Raw genomic sequence first — 23,490 nt, 5'->3', positions numbered from 1 at the left:
ATCAGTGCCCTCCCGCAGGCAACGGCGACAGCAACCACTGTGTATAAGCTTGCGCATGGCTGGCTAAGACTTCCGGTTTCTGACGTCGCGCCCAGTATATAATCATCGGGTTCATCCAATGCATATGGCACATAGCCGCTGTCAATTCGAAAGGGCGCAGAATATCTTCCATCGGATAGCGGTTATAGCCCCCTACCCGATAGGCCCCTTCCGGTTCGCCGGTGGTAATTACCGAGCGCCAATACTTACCCGTCAGAGCATGACCACCCACACCATTGGCAAACCCACGAGCTAATACCCGGTCCAGCCACTCCTTCAGCAACGCCGGGCAACTGTAGGTATAGAGAGGATGTTGAAATACAATAACTTGATGCTCACGTAGCAATTGCTGCTCATGGTGAATATCAATAAAGAAATCAGGATAATGTGCATAGAGATCGTGCACAGTAACATGTTCTAACTGCTGCACCGGTTGCAGTAAAACCCGGTTTGCCACCGAGTCTTGTGATTCCGGATGGGCATACAGCAGCAAAACCTTCGGTGGCTGCGACATCATTCCCCTCCAAAGCGTCGTCAGGGTCCGGTTTTTCCGTTACCATACTTCGCAAAGACTAAAAAAGACTAAGATTTATACCCAAAGTCATTGGCGTTACCCGTCGGTAGCGACAAGAACCACGGGGATAATAATTTAACATATACCCAAAATAATTCGAGTTGCAGGAAGGCGGCAAGCGAGAGAATCCCGATGAGCTTACTAGAGTAAGTGATTCGGGTGAGCGAGCGCAGCCAACACACATGCAGCTTGAAGTATGACGGGTAAACTCTAAACATACGGCACTCTATGATTGTTTTTTCTTCGCTTCAAATACGACGTGGTACCCGCGTCTTGCTGGACAACGCTACAGCAACGATTAATCCTGGCCAAAAGGTCGGGCTGGTCGGCAAGAACGGATGTGGTAAATCCACCCTGCTGGCGTTGCTCAAAGGCGAACTGAGCGCCGATGGGGGCAATGCCACTTTCCCCAGTAACTGGGCACTGGCCTGGGTTAATCAGGAAACTCCGGCACTGGATATTCCGGCGATAGAGTATGTTATCGACGGGGATCGCGAATATCGCCAATTGGAGGCCGAACTTCAGGCCGCTAATGAAAAAAACGATGGTCATGCCATCGCCACCGTGCACGGCAAACTTGATGCCATCCATGCCTGGACAATTCAATCCCGTGCCGCCAGTTTGCTACACGGGCTGGGGTTTTCTCAAGAGCAATTACAGCAACCGGTACGTTCATTTTCCGGCGGCTGGCGCATGCGCCTTAACCTGGCCCAAGCGCTGGTTTGCCGCTCTGATTTGCTGCTACTGGATGAACCAACCAACCACTTGGATTTAGATGCGGTTATCTGGCTGGAAAAGTGGCTGAAAAGCTATTCTGGCACGCTGGTATTAATTTCTCATGACCGCGATTTCCTTGATCCTATTATTGATAAGATTCTGCATATTGAACAGCAGACGCTGAATGAATATACCGGTAACTATTCATCTTTCGAACGCCAGCGAGCGACCAAGCTCTCGCAGCAGCAGTCGATGTATCAGCATCAGCAAGAAAAAGTGGCGCATTTACAAAGCTATATCGACCGTTTCCGTGCACAGGCGACTAAAGCCAAACAAGCTCAGAGCCGCATCAAGATGCTTGAGCGGATGGAACTGATTGCACCTGCCCATGTGGATAACCCATTCCACTTCAGCTTCCGTACACCGGAAAGTTTGCCTGACCCCCTACTCCGCATGGAGAAAGTGAGCGCAGGCTATGGTGATCGTACGATTTTGCAGTCCATTAAGCTCAATCTGGTCCCCGGCTCACGCATCGGTCTGTTGGGGCGCAATGGTGCGGGTAAATCTACGCTAATTAAGTTACTAGCCGGCACTTTAGAGCCACAAAGCGGTGAGATTGGTTTATCCAAAGGGATTAAACTGGGTTACTTCGCCCAGCATCAGTTGGAGTTTTTGCGTGCGGATGAATCACCGCTACAGCATATGAGCCGCCTGGCACCCAAAGAGTCGGAACAACAACTGCGCGACTATTTAGGTGGCTACGGTTTTCAGGGCGATCAGGTTACTGACCCAACGGCCCGCTTCTCCGGCGGTGAAAAAGCACGTTTAGTACTGGCACTGATTATCTGGCAGCGCCCTAACCTATTGCTACTCGATGAGCCAACCAACCACCTTGATCTTGATATGCGTCAGGCGCTAACCGAAGCCTTAATTGATTTTGAAGGCGCATTGGTGGTGGTTTCCCATGACCGCCATTTACTGCGTTCCACCACCGATGACCTCTATCTGGTGCATGATGGCAAAGTAGAGCAATTCGACGGCGATTTAGAAGATTATCAGCAATTTTTGGTCGATGTGCAGCGCCAGCAAAGCCAGCAGGATAATCCGACAAAAGAGTTGTCAGGTAATAGTGCCCAACAGCGTAAAGATCAAAAACGCCGTGAGGCAGAGTTCCGAACCCAGACTCAGCCATTGCGTAAGCAGATTATGACGCTGGAAAAACAGATGGATAAGCTCAGTACCGAGCTGGCAGTCATCGAAGAACAATTGGCTGATTCTGCCTTATACGATATTGCACGTAAGGCTGATTTGACCCAATGTTTACAGCAGCAGACGCAAGTGAAAACCAAACTTGAAGAGACTGAAATGCACTGGCTAGATGCTCAGGAGCAGTTGGAGAACCTCACTAAGATATTTGAAGCGGGATAACCCGCTTTTCAGAAAACGCCAGTATTAAGGATAATAAGATCATGACTAATAAGGATATTAGTGTGGTGGTTCCGGTATTTAATTGCGCCGCTTACCTCACACAACTACTGGATTCATTGTACCAGCAGTCGGGTGTGTCATTGGAAATCATTGCCGTCAATGATGGTTCGACCGATGACAGCCTGACGATATTAGTAGCCGCCGCGCGCCGTGATTCGCGGCTGGTCATTGTTAATCAGGCCAATCAGGGGCTTTCTGCGGCCCGTAATGCCGGAATCGCTCGGGCAACCGCCCCCTGGATTGCTTTTGTTGATGGCGATGACTGGCTGGCCTCTGATGCTTTATCAACTTGGTTGCAACAGGCCAATCGGCAGCAATTAGATTTACTGATAGGTAATGGTTTTACCTTTACCACTGATCCCCACCTAGCGCCCAGCAGCCCCTTGTTATATAAACAGCCGTGGAGCGAGATACTTAGCGGCCAGCAATGGGTTATTCGCAGTATTGAACATAATGAGTGGCCACATTATGTATGGCTACAATTGATTCGGCGCGAATTGGTCGCGACCCATCAACTTGCATTCATCCCTGGAATGCTACATGAAGATATTCTGTGGACCACCCATCTGGCACTCGCCGTACAACGTGTCGGTTTCTGTGATACGCCATTTTATGGTTATCGCACCAACCCACACTCCATCACCCTCTCTCCGTCACCCCAAGCCTTGTTGGCTCGCGCCAATAGCTATCTTAGAATTATTAACGCGCTAATTAACCTTTCTGCCACGCAACAACCGCCGTTATGCCGTGCGCTGTTACGTCACGCTAATCAGGAGAGCGGCCATTTTTTTGGGTTGATGCGTAAGAGATTATCCCCGTCACCAGAACGTTCGGCACTCGCGGCTGAGTTTAAGGCATTAGGCTTACCCAAAGCGCTGTTTCAGGGCGCGGGGAATATCAGTGAGTTCTGGCGAGCGGTACGTTTATCAGTCACTCTATGGCGTTATGCGCAGCAGAAGCATTCATTATCAAAATAGATCTCAAATTTACGTTTATTTTTGTTATTACTCAGGAAATTTTCATGTTTAATAAGGCATAAAATTACTTCTGGGAATATGTATAGATGCAGCGCATTTTGGTTATCCGAATTGATTTCCTTGGCGATCTGGTTTGTACCACTGCTTTATTACATGCATTAAAGCAGCGCTGGCCAGCAGCCGAAATTCATGTGCTGGCAAATAAATACAATCGAGATGCACTGGCACGTAACCCCGATATCAGCACCGTTCACACCTACGTTTACAGTAAGCAATGTGAAAGAAACCAACAACCGGGCAGGATCAAGGCGCTGTTTAATCGTCTGGCCCTGATTTGGCGACTGCGATGTTTACGTTTTGATTTACTGGTTATCCCTAACGGTGGCATGAACAAAAACAGTATCCAGTTCGCTAAACAACTTAATGTGGTCGATAGCCGCTGGCATAACCCGGGCAGTGAATTTGATGACCGCAATCCTGACCATGTGACCAATCGGCCAATACGCCATGAGGCACTGTCAGGTTTTGCACTGCTACCCGAACTGGGGCGGGTCGACATCGATACGCTCAAGTTACATCTCTATCCTGACCCACAATTGCAGGCAAAATGGCAGGCAGAATTAGGTGAACGCAATCAGCCACGCATCGGGCTGTTTGTCTCGAATAAAGCACCGCAACGGCGTTGGTCGTGGGAAAAGTGGCAACAGTTAGCACTGAAGCTCAGTGATCAGGCCGAGATAGTGATTTTGTATGATCCCATCGCACCGCCAAGTGAACAGCAACTGGCGAGCATCCACGGCCGAAGTCTATTCACACCGTCAGTTGATGAGTTCGTGGCCGCAGCCAGTCAATTGGATGTAGTTATTTCGGCTGATAGCGCACCGGTCCATATCAGTTCAGCATTACAGATCCCGGTCGTCGCACTGTTTGAGTCGCGGCCAGAAAAATACCGGCGCTGGTACCCGTTAACCCGCCATGTGTTGTTACATGCCGGGCCACAGGTTGATGACATCACCGTTGATGCTGTTGACGCAGCGGCCCGCTCGTTGTTAATCACAGACTAAATCAAATCGCCCGTTAACCAGGCCGGTACACCGGCCTATCCCCCAGAATAGTCGCCCGATGCATCACCCGCCGCTGTGGCAGATAATCAGCATTGGCATAGTGCTGGGTGACACGGTTATCCCACATCGCCACATCATCCTGCTGCCAGCGCCAGCGTACTTGAAACTCGGGTTTGGTGGTGTGCGCAAACAGGAAACGCAGTAAAGCATCGCTCTCTTTATCACTCAACTCAACGATTCGGGTGGTGAATCCTTCATTGACGAACAATGCCTGACGCCCACTCACCGGATGGGTACGTACCACCGGATGCAATATCGGCGGATTATTCTCTTTAGCCAGTAGCCATCGTTGATGCTCTTCCGGGGTTGCACGATGTTTGTGCTCGGGGAAGGAGTGCGCGAAGTCATGCTCGGCCTGTAAACCGGCCAAAAGCTGTTTAAACGGAGCAGAAAGTGCGTCATAAGCCGCAATCCCACTGCTCCACAAGGTATCACCACCGGTTGGCGGTAGCTGCTTTGCCGCCAGAATCGCACCTAATGGCGGATTGGCAATAAACGTCACGTCGGTGTGCCAGTTATCGTTGTCCGGCGGATTATTATCATGGGTATCCAGCACGATAATCTCCTCACACTCTTTGGTGTGCGGATAAACCGGATGAATATGTAAATCACCAAAACGCCCGGCCAGTTCACGTTGCTGTAATGGCGTGATGGGCTGATTGCGGAAAAACAGTACCTGATGTTTGAGTAACGCGTGATAAAGCTGTTCAAACTGACTATCACCCAACGGGCGGGCAATATTAATATTCTCAACCAAAGCACCAATATGCGGCCCTAACGGCGTGACTACCAAGCGTTCATTCATTGCTGTGCTCCATACCAAGGTGTTAGCCGACGTTGGATCGCCCGCAAACTTAGCTCCATACCAAAAGCGATAATAGCAATCACACTGATGCCGGCGATGACGACATCGGTTGCGAGAAATTCACCGGCTGATTGCACCATAAACCCCAATCCGCGCGTAGCGGCAATAAGCTCCGCAGCCACCAACGTTGACCACCCCACACCCAACCCTATGCGGATACCGGTTAAGATTTCTGGCAAGGCGCTGGGGAGCACCACAAACCATAAAACCTGCCAGCGACTGGCACCCAATGCACGAGCAGCTCTAACCCGCACCTGTGCCACGCTACGCACGCCAGCCACAGCGGCTAACGTCACCGGCGCAAATATCGCCAGATAAATCAGCAGGATCTTTGAGGTTTCACCAATGCCGAACCAGATAACCATAAGGGGTAAATAGGCTAAGGGGGGAACGGGGCGATAAATCTCAATCAGTGGGTCCAACACACCCCGTACGGTGCTGCTTAGCCCCATCGCAATGCCCGTTGGAACACCAAGTGCGACCGCAGCGAGTAATGCGATGAGAATTCGCCCCAAACTGGCGGCCAGATGTTGCCATAGCGTGGCATCCATAAATCCCTGCGGGCTGGCAATCACCAATAACTGATGTAATACCTGCTGCGGCGCGGGTAAAAAGAGTGGGCTGATAAGCTGTAACGCCGTCACCGCCCACCACAACGCGACCACCACAATCAGAGTAGTGATGCTAAGCCACAGGCCATTACCCGCAGGTAAACGGCGAACCGCTTTCTTGGCAATCAGCGGGGGTTCATCGTTAGCCGGTAGGCGGTGAACCGGCAGCGTGACGGCTTGATTACGTAACGTGCTGTGCAGGCTCATATCAATACCTCCCGTTGCTGGAAGACTTTACCCAACACATATTCGCGGCGGGCGATAAATTCAGGATCAGACTTAATGGATCGGCATGGCTCACCAGCGGCATAACGCCGACCAAAATTCAGCGACAGTCGTTCGACCACCTGCCCCGGCCCTGGAGACAGCAATAACAGCTCGCTGGCCAGAAACACCGCCTCTTCGATATCGTGGGTGATCAGCAAAATTTGTTTACCGGTATCACGCCAAATAGTCAGCAACAGCTCTTGCATCTGCTCGCGGGTAAAAGCATCCAGCGCGCCAAACGGCTCATCCAACAGCAACAAGCGCGGGTCAACCGCCAGTGCACGGGCAATCCCTACTCGTTGGCGCATCCCACCAGAGAGTTGCCAGATAAGGTGATGTTCAAAACCAGCTAACCCTACCCGATGAAGCATTTTCAGGGCAGTTTCGCGCCGCTGTTGTTTGCTTAATCCTGCCAGTTGCAGGCCAAACTCCACATTGCTGACCACATCCCGCCACGGCAGTAAGCCCTCATGCTGGAACACCACTCCCCGTTCGGCACTCGGGCCGTGAACCGGTATATCATCCAGAGTGATGCTGCCAGCTGAAGGCTCCATAAATCCGGCAATTAGATTCAATAACGTGGTTTTACCGCAACCTGATGGCCCCAATACCACGAGCAACTCTCCAGATGCGATTTGTAGTGACACATCCTGTAAGGCAGGTTTGCCCTGATATTCGGCCCACAGGCCGCGCACGTTTAGCATGATGACTCCTAGGACTGCGGTGTGGCCTGCACTGCTTTCACAAAGCGGTCAGTGACGAAATCACTATAATCACTGGCAATTTGCGGGATTTTGCCTTGCTCTTTCAGGAACGCGGCAGTATCGCGGATGGCCTGATCCACTGGTTGACCCAGTTGCGTTATCTGCTCAGCGACAGGCAAATAAGTATTGCCCTTCACCAGCTCCGGCACTTGATCGGTAGGGACACCACTTAAGCGCGAAAGCTGCCCCAGATACTGCTGATTTTTCAGCCATTGTTCTGGTTGGGCCAGATAAGCACCTTGGGCGGCCAATGCACTGCGGGCGAAGGCGGTAACCACCTCAGGATGGGCTTTGGCGAAGTCTTTGCGCACCACCCAGACATCCAGGGTTGGCGCGCCCCATTGACCTACTTGGGCAGAATCAGTCAGGACGGTACCGGTTTTGGCTAATTCGTTAACGGCAGGAGCCCAAACATAAGCGCCATCAATGTCACCCCGCTGCCAAGCGGCGGCGATAGCAGGTGGCTGCAAGTTGAGGATTGTGACCTGATCCGGCTTAATTCCCCAATGTTTCAGGGCTGCCAGCAGACTGTAATGTGTCGTGGAGATAAACGGCACGGCAATACGTTTACCAATTAAATCTTGTGGGGTTTTAATGTCTTTCTTCACCACCAGCGCCTCTGAACTCCCCAGTTGTGACGCCAGTAGGAAGACCTCAATTGGCACCTTTTGGCTGGCAGCAACGGCTAATGGGCTGGAGCCGATATTACCAATTTGCACATCACCCGAGGCCAATGCCCGCACAACGCTAGAGCCGCTGTCAAACTTGCGCCAATCCACATTGGCACCGGACAACTTGGCAAAGCTGTTATCCGCTTGCGCGACTTTTGCCGGTTCTGCGGAAGTTTGATAAGCCACCGTCACATCGACAGCATGTGCACTGGCAGCAACTAGCGACAGAGCTAACAGTGCACCACCTGGCCGTAAAAAGCCGCGTATTGCGGCGGTAAGACTTGCAGAAGATAAGGTTATCGCCATGGTTCACTCCGCTGGGTTAACTGTGTCATTCGCTATTGCTGCGACCCTGAGCGCACCGGGCGCTCTGAGATGACAGTGTTACCCGAAGGAGTAATACGACAAAAGGAATAAAAGAATATTCTTTATTCCTTTTAGTGATAATAAAAATCTGAAGGAATTGTCTATGCAGTTAACTTAAAGATCTATTTGGCCTTTCATAAAAATGCGGGCATCACCGGCAATTAAAGTACGATCACCGGCTAAGGTGCAGAATAATTCGCCACCGCGTGCTGATATCTGCCGGGCGTGCAGTGATGACCTTCCCAGTCGCGCGACCCAATAGGGCATTAAGGTACAATGGGCTGAGCCGGTAACCGGATCTTCATTGCTGCCAAGGGTAAAGTAACGCGAAACAAAATCCACTTCATCACCCGGCGCGGTCACAATCACCCCACGACCGGTATAGGCAATCAGCGCAACAATATCGGGTTGTAACTGCTGTACCTGCTGCTCGTTTTCCAGCACCACCAACAGAGATTTTGCCTGCCATACCTGCTGAATGTTGCTGCCAAGCAATGCACTCAACTCTGCCGCGACAGCAATTTGGTCGGGCGGTAATGAGGGGAAATCCAGCGACAGTCGGCCGAAGTTATCGCCATCGCGCTTGACGTACAAGTCACCGCTGGCACTGCGAAAACAGATATCATGCAAGCCAGGATTAATGATGCTGAACATCACATGCGCCGCCGCCAATGTGCCGTGTCCACATAAGTCGACTTCACGTTCCGGCGTAAACCAGCGGATCGCCGATTTATCCCCTTCATCCCAGACAAAACTGGTTTCCGGTAAATTAATCTCGGCCGCGATACTTTGCATCTCTGCGGCCGACAACGGTTTCTTCAGCAGATACACCCCTGCCGGGTTGCCAGATAACCCTGCGCCAACAAAAGCATCAACATGAAAATAGTTATAGGCCATCTATTAGCTCCACTGATTAATGCCAAATCAATAACACACAAGCTGCCGTCAGCAAGCCCATCGAGATATTAAAGCTAAACCAGGCACGGCGGCTGCGTAACAAGCGCCCAATCAAAGTACCAAAACCCAGCCAAATGATACCGGCCACCAGGTTCACCATAAACATACCAAGGCTTATCATTACGATAGAATGATTATAGGCGGCCCCGGTCATACTGAAGCTGGCGACTGACCCGAGTCCCATCAACCAGGCTTTGGGATTAAGGAACTGCAATAACCAGCCTTGATACAGACGCAACGGTTTTGGCGGTACGACATTGGTTTCCAATTTCTCATAGGCAGAAGTGGCAATTTTCCATGCCAGCCATAGCAGATATAGGCTACCCAAAATTTTCAGAACCAGATGGAGGGAGGGGTAGATAAGAATCAGGCCGCCGACACCAAAAGCCACCAACAGCAACATGCTCTGCATGCCTAACATAATACCTAACATCAGCCAGATAGAACGCATAAAGCCGAAGTTAGCCCCCGCAGAGGTCAATAACATATTGTTTGGACCGGGGGTAATAGCTGCAACCCAAAGAAAGCCTACCATTGAAAGAAATAAACTCAGTTCCATGAGACGGGTGCCTCTCACCCAAAATGATGCGCGATATACCCATGAAGCTAACAGTGTGTTATTGATCACACAAGAGCAACAACATGATTTCCATTCACTATATGCATGAATTATTTCGCCCACTGGCCGGAGCCAGTAATCCACATCTGCAAACACTGCTGCCACGGCTGGTCAGACGCCATGTGACATTGCAACCATTCTGGCAACGGCTGGAACTGCCTGATGGCGATTTTGTCGATCTGGCCTGGAGTGAAAATCCCGAGCTGGCGAGAGATAAACCCAGAGTCGTACTCTTCCACGGTTTGGAAGGTAATTTTTACAGCCCTTATGCCCATGGGTTATTAAGTGCATGGCAAGCCAAAGGCTGGCTCGGTGTGGTGATGCATTTTCGTGGATGCAGTGGAGAGCCAAATCGTAAGTCACGCATTTATCACTCCGGTGAAACAGAAGATGCTCGCTTCTTTCTCCGCTGGCTTCGAGAGCGCTATGGCCAGGTGCCAACCGCCGCCGTCGGGGTCTCTTTGGGTGGCAATATGCTGGCGATGTATTTGGCAGAGCAAGGCCAAGATAGCCTGTTGCAGGCCGCAGTGGTGGTGTCAGCACCACTGATGCTTGAACCCTGTGCTAATCGTATGGAGCACGGTTTCTCCCGGGTCTATCAGCATTATTTACTGGGCCAACTAAAGTTAAATGCCACGCGTAAGCTTTTGCATTACCCCGGAAGTCTGCCTTTGGATCTGGCTCAATTGAAAGGGTTGCGGCGAATCAGAGATTTTGATGATGTCATTACTGCTAAAATTCATGGTTTTAATGATGCCGTTGATTATTATCGCCGTTGCAGCGCCCTGCCGCTATTGCCGCAGATTACGACTCCGCTGCTGATCATTCATGCCAAAGATGATCCGTTTATGACGGCTGAAGTTATCCCGGATCTCAGCGAGTTACCGGCCAATATTGACTATCAGTTAACCGAACATGGCGGTCACGTTGGTTTCGTCAGTGGCTCATTGAAACACCCACAAATGTGGCTGGAACAACGTATTCCGGCCTGGCTTTCCCCTTATCTGGAGCAACAGCAATGATAGTTCCCTGGCAGCAAGTTGACGGTGAAACGCTGGATAACTTACTTGAAGCCTTTGTGTTACGTGAAGGTACCGATTACGGCGAGCATGAGCGCTCATTAGCGCAAAAAGTCGAGGATGTGCGCCGCCAGTTGATCAGCGGTGAAGCCATATTGGTGTGGTCCGAATTACATGAAACCATCAATATTATGCCGCGCAGCGCATTTCGCGCCGGAGCAGAAGAGCAGCAATAGTCCTCTCGCTGTTACGAAGACATTGGCTGAAACAGGGTGACAAGCCCGCCACTTTGCCCTAAAAATAATCATCAACGATAAAAAAACAGGCGATTGCAGCCCAGTCACTGAAGATCTAACCCCCATGGAGTTACAGCTAATATGTCGACTAAACATCCGGTTATAGCCGTTACCGGCTCAAGTGGCGCAGGGACAACCACCACTAGCCTGGCGTTCCGTAAGATCTTTCAGCAATTGAATATTCGCGCAGCGCAAATTGAAGGTGACAGTTTCCATCGCTATACCCGCCCTGAGATGGATGCAGCCATCCGTAAAGCACGAGATCAAGGCCGACATATCAGCTATTTTGGCCCCGAAGCCAATGACTTTGGCCAGTTGGAGCAAAGTGTGTCGGAATACGGTGAACACGGCACTGGCTGTTCACGTAAGTATTTACATACCTATGATGAAGCGGTGCCATACAACCAAATTCCCGGCACGTTTACCCCGTGGGAAGCATTACCACAACCCACCGACGTGCTGTTTTATGAAGGGCTGCATGGCGGCGTGGTGACTGAACATCATGATGTGGCGAAACACGTCGATCTGTTGGTGGGCGTGGTACCTATCGTCAATCTGGAGTGGATTCAGAAATTAGTACGCGATACCGGCGAACGCGGCCATTCGCGTGAAGCGGTGATGGATTCCGTAGTGCGCTCCATGGATGATTATATCAACTACATTACGCCGCAGTTCTCACGCACTCATATCAACTTCCAGCGCGTGCCAACCGTTGACACATCAAATCCGTTTGCTGCCAAAGCGATTCCGTCACTGGATGAAAGCTTTGTGGTTATTCATTTCCGGGGTTTGGATCAAATTGATTTCCCTTACTTACTGGCGATGTTGCAAGGATCATTTATCTCTAATATCAATACATTGGTGGTACCCGGCGGAAAAATGGGGCTGGCAATGGAGCTGATTATGGCGCCGCTAGTGCAGCAGTTGCTGGAAGGGGAGAAAATCGGTTAATCTCCTTCATTCTTGAAGCCGCAGTATAGCAATGGCTGGAGAGAGAGAAAAATAATTTGACTCTATCCCAACCCAAAGTAATTGGAGCTGCAGGTAGGCGGCAAACGAACTCATCCCGATGAGCTTACATAAGTAAGTGATTCGGGTGCGCGAACGCAGCTAACAACCCTGCAGCTTCAAGTACGAAGGGTTTGCTTAGGCGATGTCACGGATCTCAAAACTGTGGGTAATCGTCGCCGCTTTACCCAACATCAGTGAGACGGAGCAATACTTTTCTGCTGACAGCTCAACGGCTCGTTCCACAATTTTGTCGGTCAGACCTTTGCCGCTGACAATAAAATGCAGGTTGATTTGCGTAAATAGACGCGGTGCCTCTTCGCGACGCTGCGAGGTTAATGTCACTTCGCAATCACGCACATCATTGCGGCCTTTTTGTAAAATAGAGACCACATCAATCGCGCTACAACCGCCTGCTGACATTAACAACATTTCCATCGGACTCGGTGCTTTGTCTCCAGCATTACCGTCCATCAACACCTGATGACCTGATGCCGATTCACCCAAAAATGTCAGCCCCTCAACCCACTTTACACGTGCCTGCATAACTCTTGCTCCCGGTTAAATTTTCTGATCCAGACTACCCTTTCATTTACAAACTGGCAATGTAACCCGATGTTCATCATGCTGAAGCGATACAACACAAGACACTGGCTTCATCCTGTGCTACAAACAGAACCGAAAGTGTTGTTTCTAGAATTAAATAGGGTAGCTTCTCAATACTCAGTGGAGGGTTTCTACCCGGTACGTATCTTGGCTATACCTTTCGGCAGTTGAGCAAATTAATATGCTACGAGAAAGTGTATTTTATAAGCACGCCGTACAGGGAACTCTGAGCCCTGTTATGTTAGGCAGCGATAACAACAGAGGATAACAGCGAATGGTTCTCGGCAAGCCACAAACAGACCCGACTCTCGAATGGTTCCTGTCTCATTGCCATATCCACAAATATCCATCGAAGAGTACGCTGATTCACCAAGGTGAAAAGGCCGAAACGCTTTACTACATCGTGAAAGGCTCCGTTGCGGTGCTTATCAAAGATGAGGAAGGTAAAGAGATGATTCTCTCCTATCTTAATCAGGGAGATTTCATCGGCGAACTTGGATTATTTGAAGAAGGCCAAGAACGTAGCGCCTGGGTTAGAGCAAAAACCGCCTGTGAAGTGGCTGAAATTTCTTACAAAAAATTCCGTCAGCTGATTCAGGTCAATCCAGATATTTTAATGCGCCTATCTTCACAGATGGCGAGTCGCTTACAGATTACATCTGAGAAAGTGGGCAACCTTGCTTTCCTTGATGTGACTGGGCGTATTGCACAAACGCTGCTTAATCTGGCAAAACAACCTGATGCCATGACCCACCCAGATGGGATGCAGATTAAAATTACCCGCCAGGAAATTGGTCAGATAGTTGGCTGCTCCCGCGAAACCGTGGGGCGGATACTAAAAATGCTGGAAGATCAAAACCTGATCTCCGCACACGGTAAAACGATTGTCGTCTACGGCACCCGTTAATTCCCCCTAAACTGGTGCCGATACTGTCGGCATCAGTTTTTTAATCTTTTGTGATCAATAAATTTCTGGGGCCTTTATGAAATGGCAACGGCTTATTTATCATCCTGAAGTTAATTACGCACTACGCCAAACATTAGTGCTCTGCCTGCCTGCAGCATTAGGGTTCGCTCTCGGCGAACTTCGGCTGGGCTTGATGTTTTCTCTGATACCCGCCTGTTGCAACATTGCCTCACTGGATACACCACACCAACATTTTTTCCGGCGTCTGCTGGTCGGCGGCGCGCTGTTTACTGTGAGTAGCTTCCTAACCCAGCAACTGCTGCTATGGGGTATTCCGTTGCCTGCTGTCATGCTCAGCCTGGCATTAGTTCTAGGAGTGAGTGGGGCGATTAGCCAATTGAATGGCCATTTGTTACCCGCGGCACTGATTGCTGCTATTTTCAGCCTCAGCATGGTGGGCCGCGCTCCGATCTGGCAAGCCCCGTTGCTGTGTGCCGTAGGGACACTGTGGTATGGGGTGTTTAACGGGTTATGGTTCCGACTCTGCAAGGATCAACCGATTCGCGAACCTTTGAGTCAGCTTTATCGCTTACTAGCCGATTATTGTGACACCAAATACAGCCTGTTTGCTCAGCACCTTGAGCCGGAAAAATCGATACCGCCGCTGCTGGACAGACAACAGGCGATTATGGACAAGATTAATCAGCTTTATCAGCAATTTAATCTGATTCATAACACCACGAAGAAAGAACAGAAACGGTTGTTGGGATTGTTCCAAATGGCTCTCGATTTGCAAGAGCACATTACTGCGGCCCTGATTCAGCCAGAAAAAGCACAAGAGTTAATGGAGCAGACACAGATTGATAGCGTGATACGCCGTAATTGCCAGAAAATCTCAGCTCAAATGCGCAGCATCGCCAACGACATTCTCTATCACCACCATGCTGATGAGCATTTCACTGCCGATGATGGTCTGACAGAACTGGCAAGCATCGCACAGGCACACCCAGACAACCCGGTCGCACAATTCTACTACTACCATATCAGCCACGTGACCCAGCTATTGAGTGACCGGCGACCACTGTATGACCGTGACCTGATGTCCAGCCAACAACCACAACCTTTCTGGCCGGCGTTGATCAGCTATCTGTCGTTCAAATCAGGTGCACTGCGGGAAGCGGCTCGTCTGGGCGTAACACTGGCAGCAGGTAGCTATATCGGTAACTTAATTCATCTACCCAAACCTTATTGGATTTTGCTTACTGTGATGCTGGTAACGCAGAACGGTTATAACGCCACCAAGGTACGAATCCATCACCGTGCACTCGGCACCTTGATTGGGCTGATATTGGCCGCTGGTCTATTGCATCTGCCAATGCCAGAGGGTGCCACCCTTGGCATTATGCTGCTCATTACCCTTGCCGCTTATCTGGTTCAACGTAAAAACTACGGGCTATCTGTTGTTGGCAGAACCATAACCGCAGTCTATATCTTGCAATTATTGACCGGAGAAGGCGCTGACTTCTTGGTTCCGCGATTGCTAGATACCTTAATTGGCTGCGCATTGGCCTTTGCCAGCGCCCTATGGCTGTGGCCTCAGTGGCAGAGCGGTTTACTGCGTAAGAATGCCCATCAGGCGCTAGAGGCATATCAGAAGATTTTGCGCTTGCTGCTGACGCCTGAGCCTGATATCAACCAACTGGCCTATAAACGCATTGAAGTAAATAAGGCCAGTAACACCGTGTTAAGCTCCTTAAATCAGGCGATGCAAGAGCCGGGGTTCAACTCAAAATATTTGGCAGATATGCGATTATGGGCCACTCACAGTGAGTTGATTGTTGGGCATATCAATGAGATGACTATCCTGACGCGGGCTTATCCCTTGGGGAGTTCAGTACCAGGTAAATATCACATTCAGCTCAGCGTCGAACTGGCGGCAGATTATTTACAACTCTGTGAGATAGCCATTCAGCAATGCCAGCAACGGCTGGAGTCAGACAACAGCGAGGGGAATAACGATTTCGTGCAGATGCCGGATGTCACACCGGACACACAAATTTCTGAGTTGGAACGTAATTTACGCCGGGTTTTGTCACACTTAAGCGTGATGCATACGGTGTCTGCCATGGCTTGGCAACAACAACCCCATCACGGTATTTGGCGCAGTCAGAGATTACGGGAGCATGTATAGCAATGGAGAGGCAAAATACCTCTCCATAATTGAGTTAATCCTGGACCAGACTGGCGATGGCTTGCTCTAACCGCGCCATTCCTTGTTTGATATCATCCAGCTCCACCACTAATGAAGGGGCTAACCGCAACACATTTGGCCCGGCATTGAGGACCATCAAGCCATTAGCCGCCGCAGCCATCAGCAACTCGCGCGCACGGCCATGGTATTGCGGCGTTAACTCGGCACCAATCAATAACCCCATGCCACGGATATCGTCAAACAGGTGATACTTGTTATTGATCTCTTGCAGCGCCTGCACAAACAGGCTGTGGCGCTGTTCAATACCATTAAGTACCTCAGGGGTATTAATCACATCCAGAGCAGCCTCAGCGACGGCACAGGCCAGAGGATTGCCCCCATAGGTGGTGCCGTGAGTTCCCACCGCCATTACCGACGCAATTTCTTCCGTGGTTAGCATCGCACTGATAGGGAAACCACCACCTAAGGCTTTCGCCGTGGTCAGAATATCTGGCGTCACACCATAATGCATATAGGTAAACAGCTTGCCGCTACGCCCCATACCGCTTTGTACTTCGTCAAATACCAGCAGCGCATCATGCTGATCACATAAAGCCCGCACCCCTTGTAGAAATTCAGGCGTCGCAGAGGTGATCCCCCCTTCTCCCTGAATGGGTTCGAGTACCACCGCACAAGTATGGTCATCCATAACGGCTTTCACCGCAGCCAGATCATTAAACGGCACATGGATGATATCGGCAGGTTTCGGGCCAAAACCATCGGAATACTTGGGCTGACCACCCACCGATACAGTAAATAAGGTGCGGCCATGGAAAGCATTATGGAAAGCAATGATTTTAGTCTTATAGGGGCTATGACGTTCAATGGCATAATGACGAGCCAGCTTAAAGGCCGCTTCATTTGCCTCGCCACCCGAGTTGGCAAAAAACACGCGATCCGCAAAGGTGGCATCAATCAGTTTTTGCGCCAAACGAAGTGCAGGCTCATTAGTGAAAACGTTACTGGTATGCCATAACGTCTCACCTTGCTGATGCAATGCCGCTACCAGCGCCGGGTGGCAATGCCCCAGAGCAGTAACCGCAATTCCACCAGCAAAATCAATATATTCCTTGCCTTGTTGATCCCACACTCGGCTGCCCTTCCCTTTTACCGGAATGAACTGTGCTGGTGCATAAACAGGCAAAATAACCTGATCGAATGTACTGCGAGTTACTGCTAACTTATCCGCCATTATACTGTCCACCCTGATATCCCCTTCGCACTTGAAGCTACAGGGTTGTTAGCTGCACGCATTATTCGGCCCATCCCTGGGCCTCACCTCTTCGAGGCCGCTGCAAGCAGCGTTCAAATCTGTTCCCGACAGATTTGTCACCTGAATCACTTGACTGTGTAAGCTCAGCGGGATTCGTTTGCGGGCTGCCTATCTGCAACTCCAATTACTTTGGGTATAATCCATTGAGTTACCAATTATTGGTATATGAAAATATAATCACAAAATATGCATAAAAAATCACAATCAGGCAAACAAAAAAAATAATTAAATAATAAATACAACTCAACCAGCTAATTTTTAAGGAAATTATCTAATAATTGATGACCTTGCTCGCTGAGGATACTCTCAGGATGGAACTGCACCCCCTCCAATGACAAGGTGCGATGACGGATACCCATAATCTCATCCATCACTCCCTCATGTTCCGTCCAGGCGGTCAGTTCAAAACAGTCTGGCAATGAGTCGGTCGCAATCACCAAAGAGTGATAACGGGTCACGGTCAGCGGTTGGTTAAGCCCCCGAAAAACCCCCTGACCATTATGGCAAATAGCCGTGGTTTTACCGTGCATCACTTGCCGCGCTCGCACTACACGTGCGCCAAAAGCCTGCCCTAGTGCCTGATGCCCCAAGCAAACACCCAGTATCGGTAACTTTCCGGCAAAATGGTTGATGGCCGCTAAAGAAATTCCGGCCTCATTGGGCGTGCAAGGGCCAGGCGAAATCACCAAATGTGAGGGTGATAACTTTTCAATATCAGCAAGTTGTACCTCATCATTACGTTTAACCACCACCTCAGCACCCAACTCACAAAAATACTGGTAGAGGTTGTAAGTAAACGAATCGTAATTATCGATCAATAGCAGCATTTCATATCCAAAAAATCAGGTTAACGCTTACGCCCACCGGTAATTGACCCCAAGACACCACGCAAAATTTGTCGCCCCAAGTCCCGCGCCATGCTCTTAGCTGCCGTCTGGACGATACCATCACGTTTGCCACCGCGCGGGCCGGTAGAACCAAACAGTAAATCATTCAGCCCATCCATCAAACCACCGCCCGCACTACCCTGCTGATCGGTTGACGGCTGAGAAGCCGCCCCCCCTCCGGGCGCTGCATCCCCCATGGTAGAGAATCCACCCGCAGATAATTTCTCATAAGCAGACTCGCGATCCACCCCCTCTTCATAACGACCATATAGTGGGGAATGATTGATGGCGTGATTACGCGCTGCCGCATCCAATGCGCCCATTTTTGATTGTGGCGCGATAACCATACCCCGCTCGACCACATTAGGCCGCCCTTTCTCATCAAGGAAAGAGATGAGAGCCTCGCCAACCCCCAATTCGGTAATCACCTGTTCGGCACTGAATGCCGGATTCGCGCGCATAGTCTGAGCTGCAGCTTTAACTGCTTTTTGATCCCGTGGGGTAAAGGCACGCAGAGCATGCTGTACCCGGTTGCCCAGTTGACCGAGGATTTTATCGGGAATATCTAATGGATTTTGCGTCACAAAATAGATGCCGACCCCTTTCGAGCGAATCAGCCGGACCACCTGTTCAACTTTATCCACCAGCGCCGTTGGCGCATCACTGAACAACAGATGGGCTTCATCAAAGAAAAACACCAGCTTAGGTTTATCAACATCACCCACTTCAGGAAGTTGCTCGAAAAGTTCAGCCAGCAACCACAACAGAAAAATCGCATACAGTTTGGGCTGATTAATTAACCGATCAGCCGCTAACAGATTGATAACTCCCTGCCCATGGCTGTCGATTTGCATTAAATCGTGAATATCCAGCATCGGCTCGCCAAAGAATTGATTGGCACCTTGCTCTTCCAAAGCCAGTAAACCACGCTGGATAGCACCAATTGAGGCCGGCGTGATGTTGCCGTATTGCGTACGGAACTGTTTCGCGTTGTCACCAACATATTGCACGATAGCCCGCAAGTCTTTCATATCAAGCAGCAGCAGGTTGTTGTCATCGGCAATTTTGAATACCAGTTGCAACACACCACTTTGCACGTCATTCAGATCAAGCAGACGCCCTAGCAGCAGCGGGCCAAGATCGGAAATAGTGGCACGGATCGGATGACCCTTTTCAGCGAAGATATTCCACGGCACAATCGGGCAAGCTTGTGGCTGCCAATCCGTAACACCTATCGCTGCCAGTCGGGTTTGGAGTTTTTCCGAATCAACCCCTTCCGCCCCAATGCCAGATAAATCCCCTTTCACATCGGCGAGAAATACCGGCACACCAATACGGGAAAATTGCTCAGCCATTTTTTGCAGGGTGACTGTTTTACCCGTGCCGGTCGCGCCAGTAATCAAGCCATGACGGTTAGCCAGAGCCGATAAAATCACTAAATCCTGTGCCGGCGGCACCTTCGCGATAAGCAATGTTTCACTCATAAACCTTCACCCCATCACGTTTACGTTAGAGACAGATAATTGATTATAAGCACCCGATTCGGGCAAACGGATTAATTTATGACAGCAATGCGACTGTTACCCAAAGAACGTGCGTTGCAGGTGGGCAGCAAGCAAAAGACAGCTTGGTTGTAAACCAGCCTTCGAGGTTTAACGTGAAGGCTGGTAACCAGCGATTAAGGTAAAACTTTCGCTGACAGGATAGTGATAGGTTTAACCGGCACATTCTGATACGGGCCGACATTTTCGGTCTGAACCTGGGAGATCTTCTCTACCACATCCATCCCTTTAACCACTTTACCGAACACCGCATAACCGAAGTCACGTTGGCCGTGGTCAAGGAAGGCATTGTCTGCCACATTCAGGAAAAACTGGCTGGTAGCACTGTCTTTATCAGCAGTACGGGCCATAGAGATGGTGCCACGCAGGTTGCGCAGGCCGTTATCCGCTTCATTTTTGATTGGTGTTTTAGCAGTTTTCTGTTTGAAGTCAGCAGTAAAACCACCACCTTGAACCATAAAACCAGGGATAACACGGTGAAAAATAGTGTTGTTGTAGTAGCCGTTGTTAACATAATCAACGAAGTTTTGTGTTGAAACCGGGGCCTTCTGGCTATTGAGTTCCAACTCAATATTCCCAACTGACGTCGTTAACAACACATGAGGCTCACCGGCAGCAAACGCTGCGGGGGCCACGGCGCTAAGGGAACAAAGTGCAATGAAGGTCACTAAAGTACGTTTAAACATTAACGGTTCCTTTCTGTAGGATGCGAACAACGGAAAAGCGCTTTGATTCTAGAGAGCTGACCCGCGCAATGCCACCCATTTACGGAATTTTACGTAACAGAATGCGCATTTAGGCTGAAAAGCTGCCTCTTCAGCAGTTAAACCGCACCATGATGATTAATTAGCCAAATTAAACCATTCCCGCACTCCCAGGCAACAGTGGAATTCTGCTATAGGGATCACGTCTTGTTTATTTTCCTTTATCTTATCTGCCATTTTTGAGAGAAACATCTCATTTTGTTTTTGGTTAATCGCTAGTCTGCTTTCAAATGAGAGCGCTCTCATTTCTAATTAATCTATATGGAAGCCAAATGATGAAAACCTTTAAAATTGCCATTATCGGTGGCGGTAGTAGCTATACCCCGGAGTTGGTTGATGGGCTGATTCAGCGTATTGACCAGTTACCGGTCACTGAACTGGCACTGGCTGATGTCGAATTGGGCCGTCAAAAAGTGGAAATCATTGCTGCATTAACCCGAAGAATGCTGGACCGGCATGGGCTAGAGCATGTAAAAGTCAGCATTCACTTCTCACTGGATGACGCGATTGCCGGAGCCAGTTTTGTCCTGACACAGTTCCGTGTCGGCCAACTCCCTGCACGCGCCGCGGATGAACGTTTAGGGCTGAAATATAACCTGCTTGGGCAGGAAACTACCGGGGTTGGTGGGTTTGCCAAAGCTCTGCGTACCATTCCGGTGATGCTTGATATTGCCGCCAGAGTTGAGCGGTTAGCGCCGGATGCCTGGATCATTAACTTCACCAATCCAGCCGGTATCGTTACTGAAGCAGTGACACGTTATAGCAAAGCGAAAATCATCGGCTTGTGTAATGTCCCAATCAGCATGCACCATATGATTGCCAACTTGCTCCACGCACCTTATGAAGATATCCAACTGCGCTTTGCCGGGCTAAATCATATGGTGTGGGTGCATGAGGTGTTACAACGTGGCAAAGATGTTACCGCCGAGGTACTGGACATGTTGTGTGACGGGGCCTCACTAACCATGAACAGCATTAAGGAAGCACCATGGCCGCCAGAGTTCCTGCGGGCAATGGGGGCGATTCCTTGTCCGTATCATCGCTATTTCTATCAGACTCAGGATATGTTGGCAGAAGAGATGGCCGCAGCAGCCGAGCGTGGCACCCGTGCGGAACAAGTTATGCAGGTAGAAAAAGAGCTATTCGAGCTGTACGCTGATCCGCATTTGGACAGTAAACCAGAGCAACTCAGCTTCCGTGGCGGATCATTTTATTCTGAAGTTGCACTGGAACTTATTCGTGCCATTCATAATAATTTAGGTACGCAACTTGTTGTCAATACAACAAACCGGGGTGCAATTCGCGGCTTATCTGACGGCTCAGTAGTAGAAACTAACTGTATTGTTGATGCACAAGGTGCACACCCACTCACCTTCGGCCCATTACCTGTTGCTATGCATGGGTTGACCCAGCAAGTAAAAGCCTACGAGCGCCTGACTATTGAAGCTGCGGTTCACGGTGACCGTCGTAGTGCCTTGTTAGCGTTAGTGACTAACCCACTGATTGCTAACGCCAGCATTGCTCAGCCACTATTGGAGGAAGTTCTACAGGTAAATAAACCTTACTTGCCTCAGTTCACAGAACTGTGATGGTAAATTAACTATTGTTGCGGGTTCTGACTTTATACCCAACGCTATAGGCGTTATAGCCAGATAACCCGCACAAATCCCGATGAACTTGCGCAATCAAGCGATTCGGGTGACCAATCGGCAGATTTGAATGCTGATTGCTGCGGTCTGGAGTGAGTCACGAACGCCGCTAACCCCCTGCGGCCTCAATAGCCAAGGGTTACTTTTAGCCTAAACAGGAGCATGAAATGGTTACACTGGAAGACGTCGCGGTATTAGCCGGGGTTTCCCGCGCTACGGTTTCCCGCGTGGTCAACGGTGATACCAATGTCAAAACCCTGACCCGCGAAAAGGTTGAACAAGCGGTCGCGGTATTGGGTTACACCCCAAACCCTGCCGCACGTGCACTGGCTTCCAGCCAAAGTAATACCTTGGGGTTGGTGACAACCTCATATCGCGGTGGCTTTTTTGGCGCGTTGATGGACTTCGTACAAACCGAAACAGAATCACAGGGTAAGCAGTTATTGGTCACCCAAGGGCGGGATAATGCTGATAAAGAGTGGCAGGCAATTCAGCGCCTGTATAACTTACGCTGCGATGGTTTAATCCTCCATGTACGTTTTCTCAGTGACGAGAAACTGCAACAACTTGCAGCGGCAGGCCGGTCATTTGTGTTATTAGACAGGATGGTTCCCGGTCTTGAATCCCGCTGTGTGACCTTTGATCACCGGCATGCGAGTCAGATGGCGACTCAGGTACTTATCGATGCAGGCCACCGTCATATTGCCTGTATCAGTGGCTCTTCTCAGCGCTATTCCAGTGTGTTACGCCGTCAGGGTTTTTTGGATGCCATGCAACTCGCAGGTTTAGAACCTACCGCCTGTGTGGAAGGCGTTTACGATCTGGAAAGTGGCTATCAACGCGCGGACGAGATCTTAAAGCGGCCTCGCCTACCAACCGCTATCTATTGCTGTAACGAAGAAATGGCAATCGGCGCGCTGTTGGCTATTAATAAACACCATTTGCAGGTGCCACAGGACATTTCATTGATTTGCTATGACAGTGGCGAACGCGCTCCTTTTGTTAGTCCGGCATTAACCAGTCTGCATTTCCCGATTGTTGGAATGGCGCAATTCGCCACCCAGTTGTTGATTAATCCGCAGCTCCCCAGTGCCAGTTTCCCGCCAACAATTATTATGCGCGATTCTGTTATGCCACCGAAACAACTCCGCTAGTCAGCCCCGGTGGCAAGTTATCGCTCTTTCCTGCTTATCTCTCTTTTCGTTCATGAAGATAGCGAATGTTATTGG

22 protein-coding genes are annotated in these 23,490 nt (G+C 50.0%); 10 read left to right on the top strand and 12 right to left on the bottom strand.

The genetic code is table 11. From position 1 onward, the window contains the following. Nucleotide 1: 1 nt before the first annotated feature. Nucleotides 2–553, bottom strand: a complete 552-nt coding sequence (gene kefG, locus Q2T72_RS01190; protein ID WP_193784847.1) for a glutathione-regulated potassium-efflux system ancillary protein KefG — start codon at nucleotides 551–553, stop codon at nucleotides 2–4. A gap of 288 nt (nucleotides 554–841) precedes the next feature. Here kefG and Q2T72_RS01185 point away from each other — a divergent pair, with 288 nt between their 5' ends. From Q2T72_RS01185 to Q2T72_RS01175, 3 genes are all read left to right on the top strand, one after another. After that, a complete protein-coding gene (locus Q2T72_RS01185; RefSeq protein ID WP_083161177.1) occupies nucleotides 842–2,758 on the top strand; it encodes an ABC transporter ATP-binding protein in 1,917 nt (638 codons plus the stop codon). 41 nt (nucleotides 2,759–2,799) lie between these two features. After that, nucleotides 2,800–3,795 carry a glycosyltransferase gene (locus Q2T72_RS01180; protein WP_193784746.1) on the top strand — a complete coding sequence of 332 codons (996 nt, stop codon included), beginning with the start codon at nucleotides 2,800–2,802 and terminating at the stop codon, nucleotides 3,793–3,795. A gap of 86 nt (nucleotides 3,796–3,881) precedes the next feature. Beyond that, nucleotides 3,882–4,859, top strand: coding sequence for a glycosyltransferase family 9 protein (locus Q2T72_RS01175; protein ID WP_372568504.1), 978 nt, complete (start codon nucleotides 3,882–3,884; stop codon nucleotides 4,857–4,859). Between the two features lie 13 nt (nucleotides 4,860–4,872). Here the strand turns inward: Q2T72_RS01175 and tauD are convergent, their stop codons facing one another. From tauD to Q2T72_RS01145, 6 genes are all read right to left on the bottom strand, one after another. Next, a complete protein-coding gene (gene tauD / locus Q2T72_RS01170; protein ID WP_083161179.1) occupies nucleotides 4,873–5,724 on the bottom strand; it encodes a taurine dioxygenase in 852 nt (283 codons plus the stop codon). Beyond that, on the bottom strand, nucleotides 5,721–6,602 hold the full coding sequence (gene tauC, locus Q2T72_RS01165) for a taurine ABC transporter permease TauC (RefSeq protein WP_102970492.1): 882 nt from the start codon (nucleotides 6,600–6,602) through the stop codon (nucleotides 5,721–5,723). Before tauC ends, tauD begins: the two co-directional genes overlap by 4 nt. After that, nucleotides 6,599–7,366 (bottom strand): taurine ABC transporter ATP-binding subunit, encoded by a 768-nt coding sequence (tauB, locus tag Q2T72_RS01160; protein WP_083161181.1) that lies wholly within the window; start codon nucleotides 7,364–7,366, stop codon nucleotides 6,599–6,601. Before tauB ends, tauC begins: the two co-directional genes overlap by 4 nt. 8 nt (nucleotides 7,367–7,374) lie before the next feature. Then, nucleotides 7,375–8,403: a taurine ABC transporter substrate-binding protein gene (tauA, locus tag Q2T72_RS01155; protein WP_102970493.1), complete on the bottom strand. Its 1,029-nt coding sequence runs from the start codon at nucleotides 8,401–8,403 to the stop codon at nucleotides 7,375–7,377. A gap of 174 nt (nucleotides 8,404–8,577) precedes the next feature. Continuing rightward, a complete protein-coding gene (locus Q2T72_RS01150; protein ID WP_083161182.1) occupies nucleotides 8,578–9,360 on the bottom strand; it encodes a PhzF family phenazine biosynthesis protein in 783 nt (260 codons plus the stop codon). Between the two features lie 16 nt (nucleotides 9,361–9,376). Further along, the gene (locus Q2T72_RS01145; protein WP_083161184.1) at nucleotides 9,377–9,979 is read right to left on the bottom strand and encodes a LysE family translocator; all 603 of its coding nucleotides are present in this window, start codon (nucleotides 9,977–9,979) and stop codon (nucleotides 9,377–9,379) included. A 101-nt stretch (nucleotides 9,980–10,080) separates the two neighbouring features. Between Q2T72_RS01145 and Q2T72_RS01140 the strand changes: the two genes are divergently transcribed. The 3 genes from Q2T72_RS01140 (at nucleotide 10,081) to Q2T72_RS01130 (ending at nucleotide 12,305) form a co-directional block, all read left to right on the top strand. Next, entirely contained in the window at nucleotides 10,081–11,061 is a 981-nt protein-coding gene (locus Q2T72_RS01140) for a hydrolase (RefSeq protein WP_372569841.1), read from the top strand. Beyond that, nucleotides 11,058–11,294, top strand: a complete 237-nt coding sequence (locus tag Q2T72_RS01135; RefSeq protein ID WP_032906589.1) for a YheU family protein — start codon at nucleotides 11,058–11,060, stop codon at nucleotides 11,292–11,294. The genes Q2T72_RS01140 and Q2T72_RS01135 overlap by 4 nt, the downstream gene beginning before the upstream one ends. Before the next feature lie 141 nt (nucleotides 11,295–11,435). After that, a complete protein-coding gene (locus Q2T72_RS01130; protein WP_083161186.1) occupies nucleotides 11,436–12,305 on the top strand; it encodes a phosphoribulokinase in 870 nt (289 codons plus the stop codon). A 195-nt stretch (nucleotides 12,306–12,500) separates the two neighbouring features. Here Q2T72_RS01130 and Q2T72_RS01125 read toward each other — a convergent pair whose 3' ends face one another. Next, nucleotides 12,501–12,908 carry an OsmC family protein gene (locus Q2T72_RS01125; protein WP_004391459.1) on the bottom strand — a complete coding sequence of 136 codons (408 nt, stop codon included), beginning with the start codon at nucleotides 12,906–12,908 and terminating at the stop codon, nucleotides 12,501–12,503. Nucleotides 12,909–13,242: 334 nt separating this feature from the next. On the opposite strand from Q2T72_RS01125, the gene crp reads away from it, so the two are divergent. Both crp and Q2T72_RS01115 read left to right on the top strand, forming a co-directional pair. Beyond that, nucleotides 13,243–13,875 (top strand): cAMP-activated global transcriptional regulator CRP, encoded by a 633-nt coding sequence (gene crp / locus Q2T72_RS01120; RefSeq protein ID WP_005186183.1) that lies wholly within the window; start codon nucleotides 13,243–13,245, stop codon nucleotides 13,873–13,875. Nucleotides 13,876–13,951: 76 nt separating this feature from the next. Further along, on the top strand, nucleotides 13,952–16,066 hold the full coding sequence (locus Q2T72_RS01115; protein ID WP_372568503.1) for a YccS/YhfK family putative transporter: 2,115 nt from the start codon (nucleotides 13,952–13,954) through the stop codon (nucleotides 16,064–16,066). A 34-nt stretch (nucleotides 16,067–16,100) separates the two neighbouring features. On the opposite strand, the gene Q2T72_RS01110 is transcribed toward Q2T72_RS01115, so the two are convergent. From Q2T72_RS01110 to ppiA, 4 genes are all read right to left on the bottom strand, one after another. Beyond that, the gene (locus Q2T72_RS01110; RefSeq protein WP_372568502.1) at nucleotides 16,101–17,318 is read right to left on the bottom strand and encodes an aspartate aminotransferase family protein; all 1,218 of its coding nucleotides are present in this window, start codon (nucleotides 17,316–17,318) and stop codon (nucleotides 16,101–16,103) included. A gap of 332 nt (nucleotides 17,319–17,650) precedes the next feature. After that, the gene (locus Q2T72_RS01105; RefSeq protein WP_083161192.1) at nucleotides 17,651–18,226 is read right to left on the bottom strand and encodes an aminodeoxychorismate synthase component II; all 576 of its coding nucleotides are present in this window, start codon (nucleotides 18,224–18,226) and stop codon (nucleotides 17,651–17,653) included. Between the two features lie 20 nt (nucleotides 18,227–18,246). Continuing rightward, nucleotides 18,247–19,770, bottom strand: a complete 1,524-nt coding sequence (locus tag Q2T72_RS01100; protein ID WP_372568501.1) for a helicase HerA-like domain-containing protein — start codon at nucleotides 19,768–19,770, stop codon at nucleotides 18,247–18,249. A 194-nt stretch (nucleotides 19,771–19,964) separates the two neighbouring features. Next, nucleotides 19,965–20,534 carry a peptidylprolyl isomerase A gene (gene ppiA / locus Q2T72_RS01095; RefSeq protein ID WP_083161196.1) on the bottom strand — a complete coding sequence of 190 codons (570 nt, stop codon included), beginning with the start codon at nucleotides 20,532–20,534 and terminating at the stop codon, nucleotides 19,965–19,967. A 353-nt stretch (nucleotides 20,535–20,887) separates the two neighbouring features. Here ppiA and Q2T72_RS01090 point away from each other — a divergent pair, with 353 nt between their 5' ends. Continuing rightward, a complete protein-coding gene (locus tag Q2T72_RS01090; protein WP_372569840.1) occupies nucleotides 20,888–22,201 on the top strand; it encodes a 6-phospho-beta-glucosidase in 1,314 nt (437 codons plus the stop codon). A gap of 227 nt (nucleotides 22,202–22,428) precedes the next feature. Then, entirely contained in the window at nucleotides 22,429–23,415 is a 987-nt protein-coding gene (locus Q2T72_RS01085) for a LacI family DNA-binding transcriptional regulator (protein WP_083161198.1), read from the top strand. Nucleotides 23,416–23,490 lie beyond the last annotated feature (75 nt).

This window comes from Yersinia sp. 2466 StPb PI, assembly GCF_041538325.1.
GTDB lineage: Bacteria > Pseudomonadota > Gammaproteobacteria > Enterobacterales > Enterobacteriaceae > Yersinia > Yersinia enterocolitica_E.
Note: the sequence above shows the minus strand (reverse complement) of the source record. Positions and strands in the feature narration are given on the sequence as shown.

What these genes read in the sequence shown, in the direction of transcription:
- kefG (WP_193784847.1), bottom strand. Translation starts at nt 553, where the DNA reads ATGTCGCAGCCACCGAAGGTTTTGCTGCTGTATGCCCATCCGGAATCA.
- Q2T72_RS01185 (WP_083161177.1), top strand. Translation starts at nt 842, where the DNA reads ATGATTGTTTTTTCTTCGCTTCAAATACGACGTGGTACCCGCGTCTTG.
- Q2T72_RS01180 (WP_193784746.1), top strand. Translation starts at nt 2,800, where the DNA reads ATGACTAATAAGGATATTAGTGTGGTGGTTCCGGTATTTAATTGCGCC.
- Q2T72_RS01175 (WP_372568504.1), top strand. Translation starts at nt 3,882, where the DNA reads ATGCAGCGCATTTTGGTTATCCGAATTGATTTCCTTGGCGATCTGGTT.
- tauD (WP_083161179.1), bottom strand. Translation starts at nt 5,724, where the DNA reads ATGAATGAACGCTTGGTAGTCACGCCGTTAGGGCCGCATATTGGTGCT.
- tauC (WP_102970492.1), bottom strand. Translation starts at nt 6,602, where the DNA reads ATGAGCCTGCACAGCACGTTACGTAATCAAGCCGTCACGCTGCCGGTT.
- tauB (WP_083161181.1), bottom strand. Translation starts at nt 7,366, where the DNA reads ATGCTAAACGTGCGCGGCCTGTGGGCCGAATATCAGGGCAAACCTGCC.
- tauA (WP_102970493.1), bottom strand. Translation starts at nt 8,403, where the DNA reads ATGGCGATAACCTTATCTTCTGCAAGTCTTACCGCCGCAATACGCGGC.
- Q2T72_RS01150 (WP_083161182.1), bottom strand. Translation starts at nt 9,360, where the DNA reads ATGGCCTATAACTATTTTCATGTTGATGCTTTTGTTGGCGCAGGGTTA.
- Q2T72_RS01145 (WP_083161184.1), bottom strand. Translation starts at nt 9,979, where the DNA reads ATGGAACTGAGTTTATTTCTTTCAATGGTAGGCTTTCTTTGGGTTGCA.
- Q2T72_RS01140 (WP_372569841.1), top strand. Translation starts at nt 10,081, where the DNA reads ATGCATGAATTATTTCGCCCACTGGCCGGAGCCAGTAATCCACATCTG.
- Q2T72_RS01135 (WP_032906589.1), top strand. Translation starts at nt 11,058, where the DNA reads ATGATAGTTCCCTGGCAGCAAGTTGACGGTGAAACGCTGGATAACTTA.
- Q2T72_RS01130 (WP_083161186.1), top strand. Translation starts at nt 11,436, where the DNA reads ATGTCGACTAAACATCCGGTTATAGCCGTTACCGGCTCAAGTGGCGCA.
- Q2T72_RS01125 (WP_004391459.1), bottom strand. Translation starts at nt 12,908, where the DNA reads ATGCAGGCACGTGTAAAGTGGGTTGAGGGGCTGACATTTTTGGGTGAA.
- crp (WP_005186183.1), top strand. Translation starts at nt 13,243, where the DNA reads ATGGTTCTCGGCAAGCCACAAACAGACCCGACTCTCGAATGGTTCCTG.
- Q2T72_RS01115 (WP_372568503.1), top strand. Translation starts at nt 13,952, where the DNA reads ATGAAATGGCAACGGCTTATTTATCATCCTGAAGTTAATTACGCACTA.
- Q2T72_RS01110 (WP_372568502.1), bottom strand. Translation starts at nt 17,318, where the DNA reads ATGGCGGATAAGTTAGCAGTAACTCGCAGTACATTCGATCAGGTTATT.
- Q2T72_RS01105 (WP_083161192.1), bottom strand. Translation starts at nt 18,226, where the DNA reads ATGCTGCTATTGATCGATAATTACGATTCGTTTACTTACAACCTCTAC.
- Q2T72_RS01100 (WP_372568501.1), bottom strand. Translation starts at nt 19,770, where the DNA reads ATGAGTGAAACATTGCTTATCGCGAAGGTGCCGCCGGCACAGGATTTA.
- ppiA (WP_083161196.1), bottom strand. Translation starts at nt 20,534, where the DNA reads ATGTTTAAACGTACTTTAGTGACCTTCATTGCACTTTGTTCCCTTAGC.
- Q2T72_RS01090 (WP_372569840.1), top strand. Translation starts at nt 20,888, where the DNA reads ATGAAAACCTTTAAAATTGCCATTATCGGTGGCGGTAGTAGCTATACC.
- Q2T72_RS01085 (WP_083161198.1), top strand. Translation starts at nt 22,429, where the DNA reads ATGGTTACACTGGAAGACGTCGCGGTATTAGCCGGGGTTTCCCGCGCT.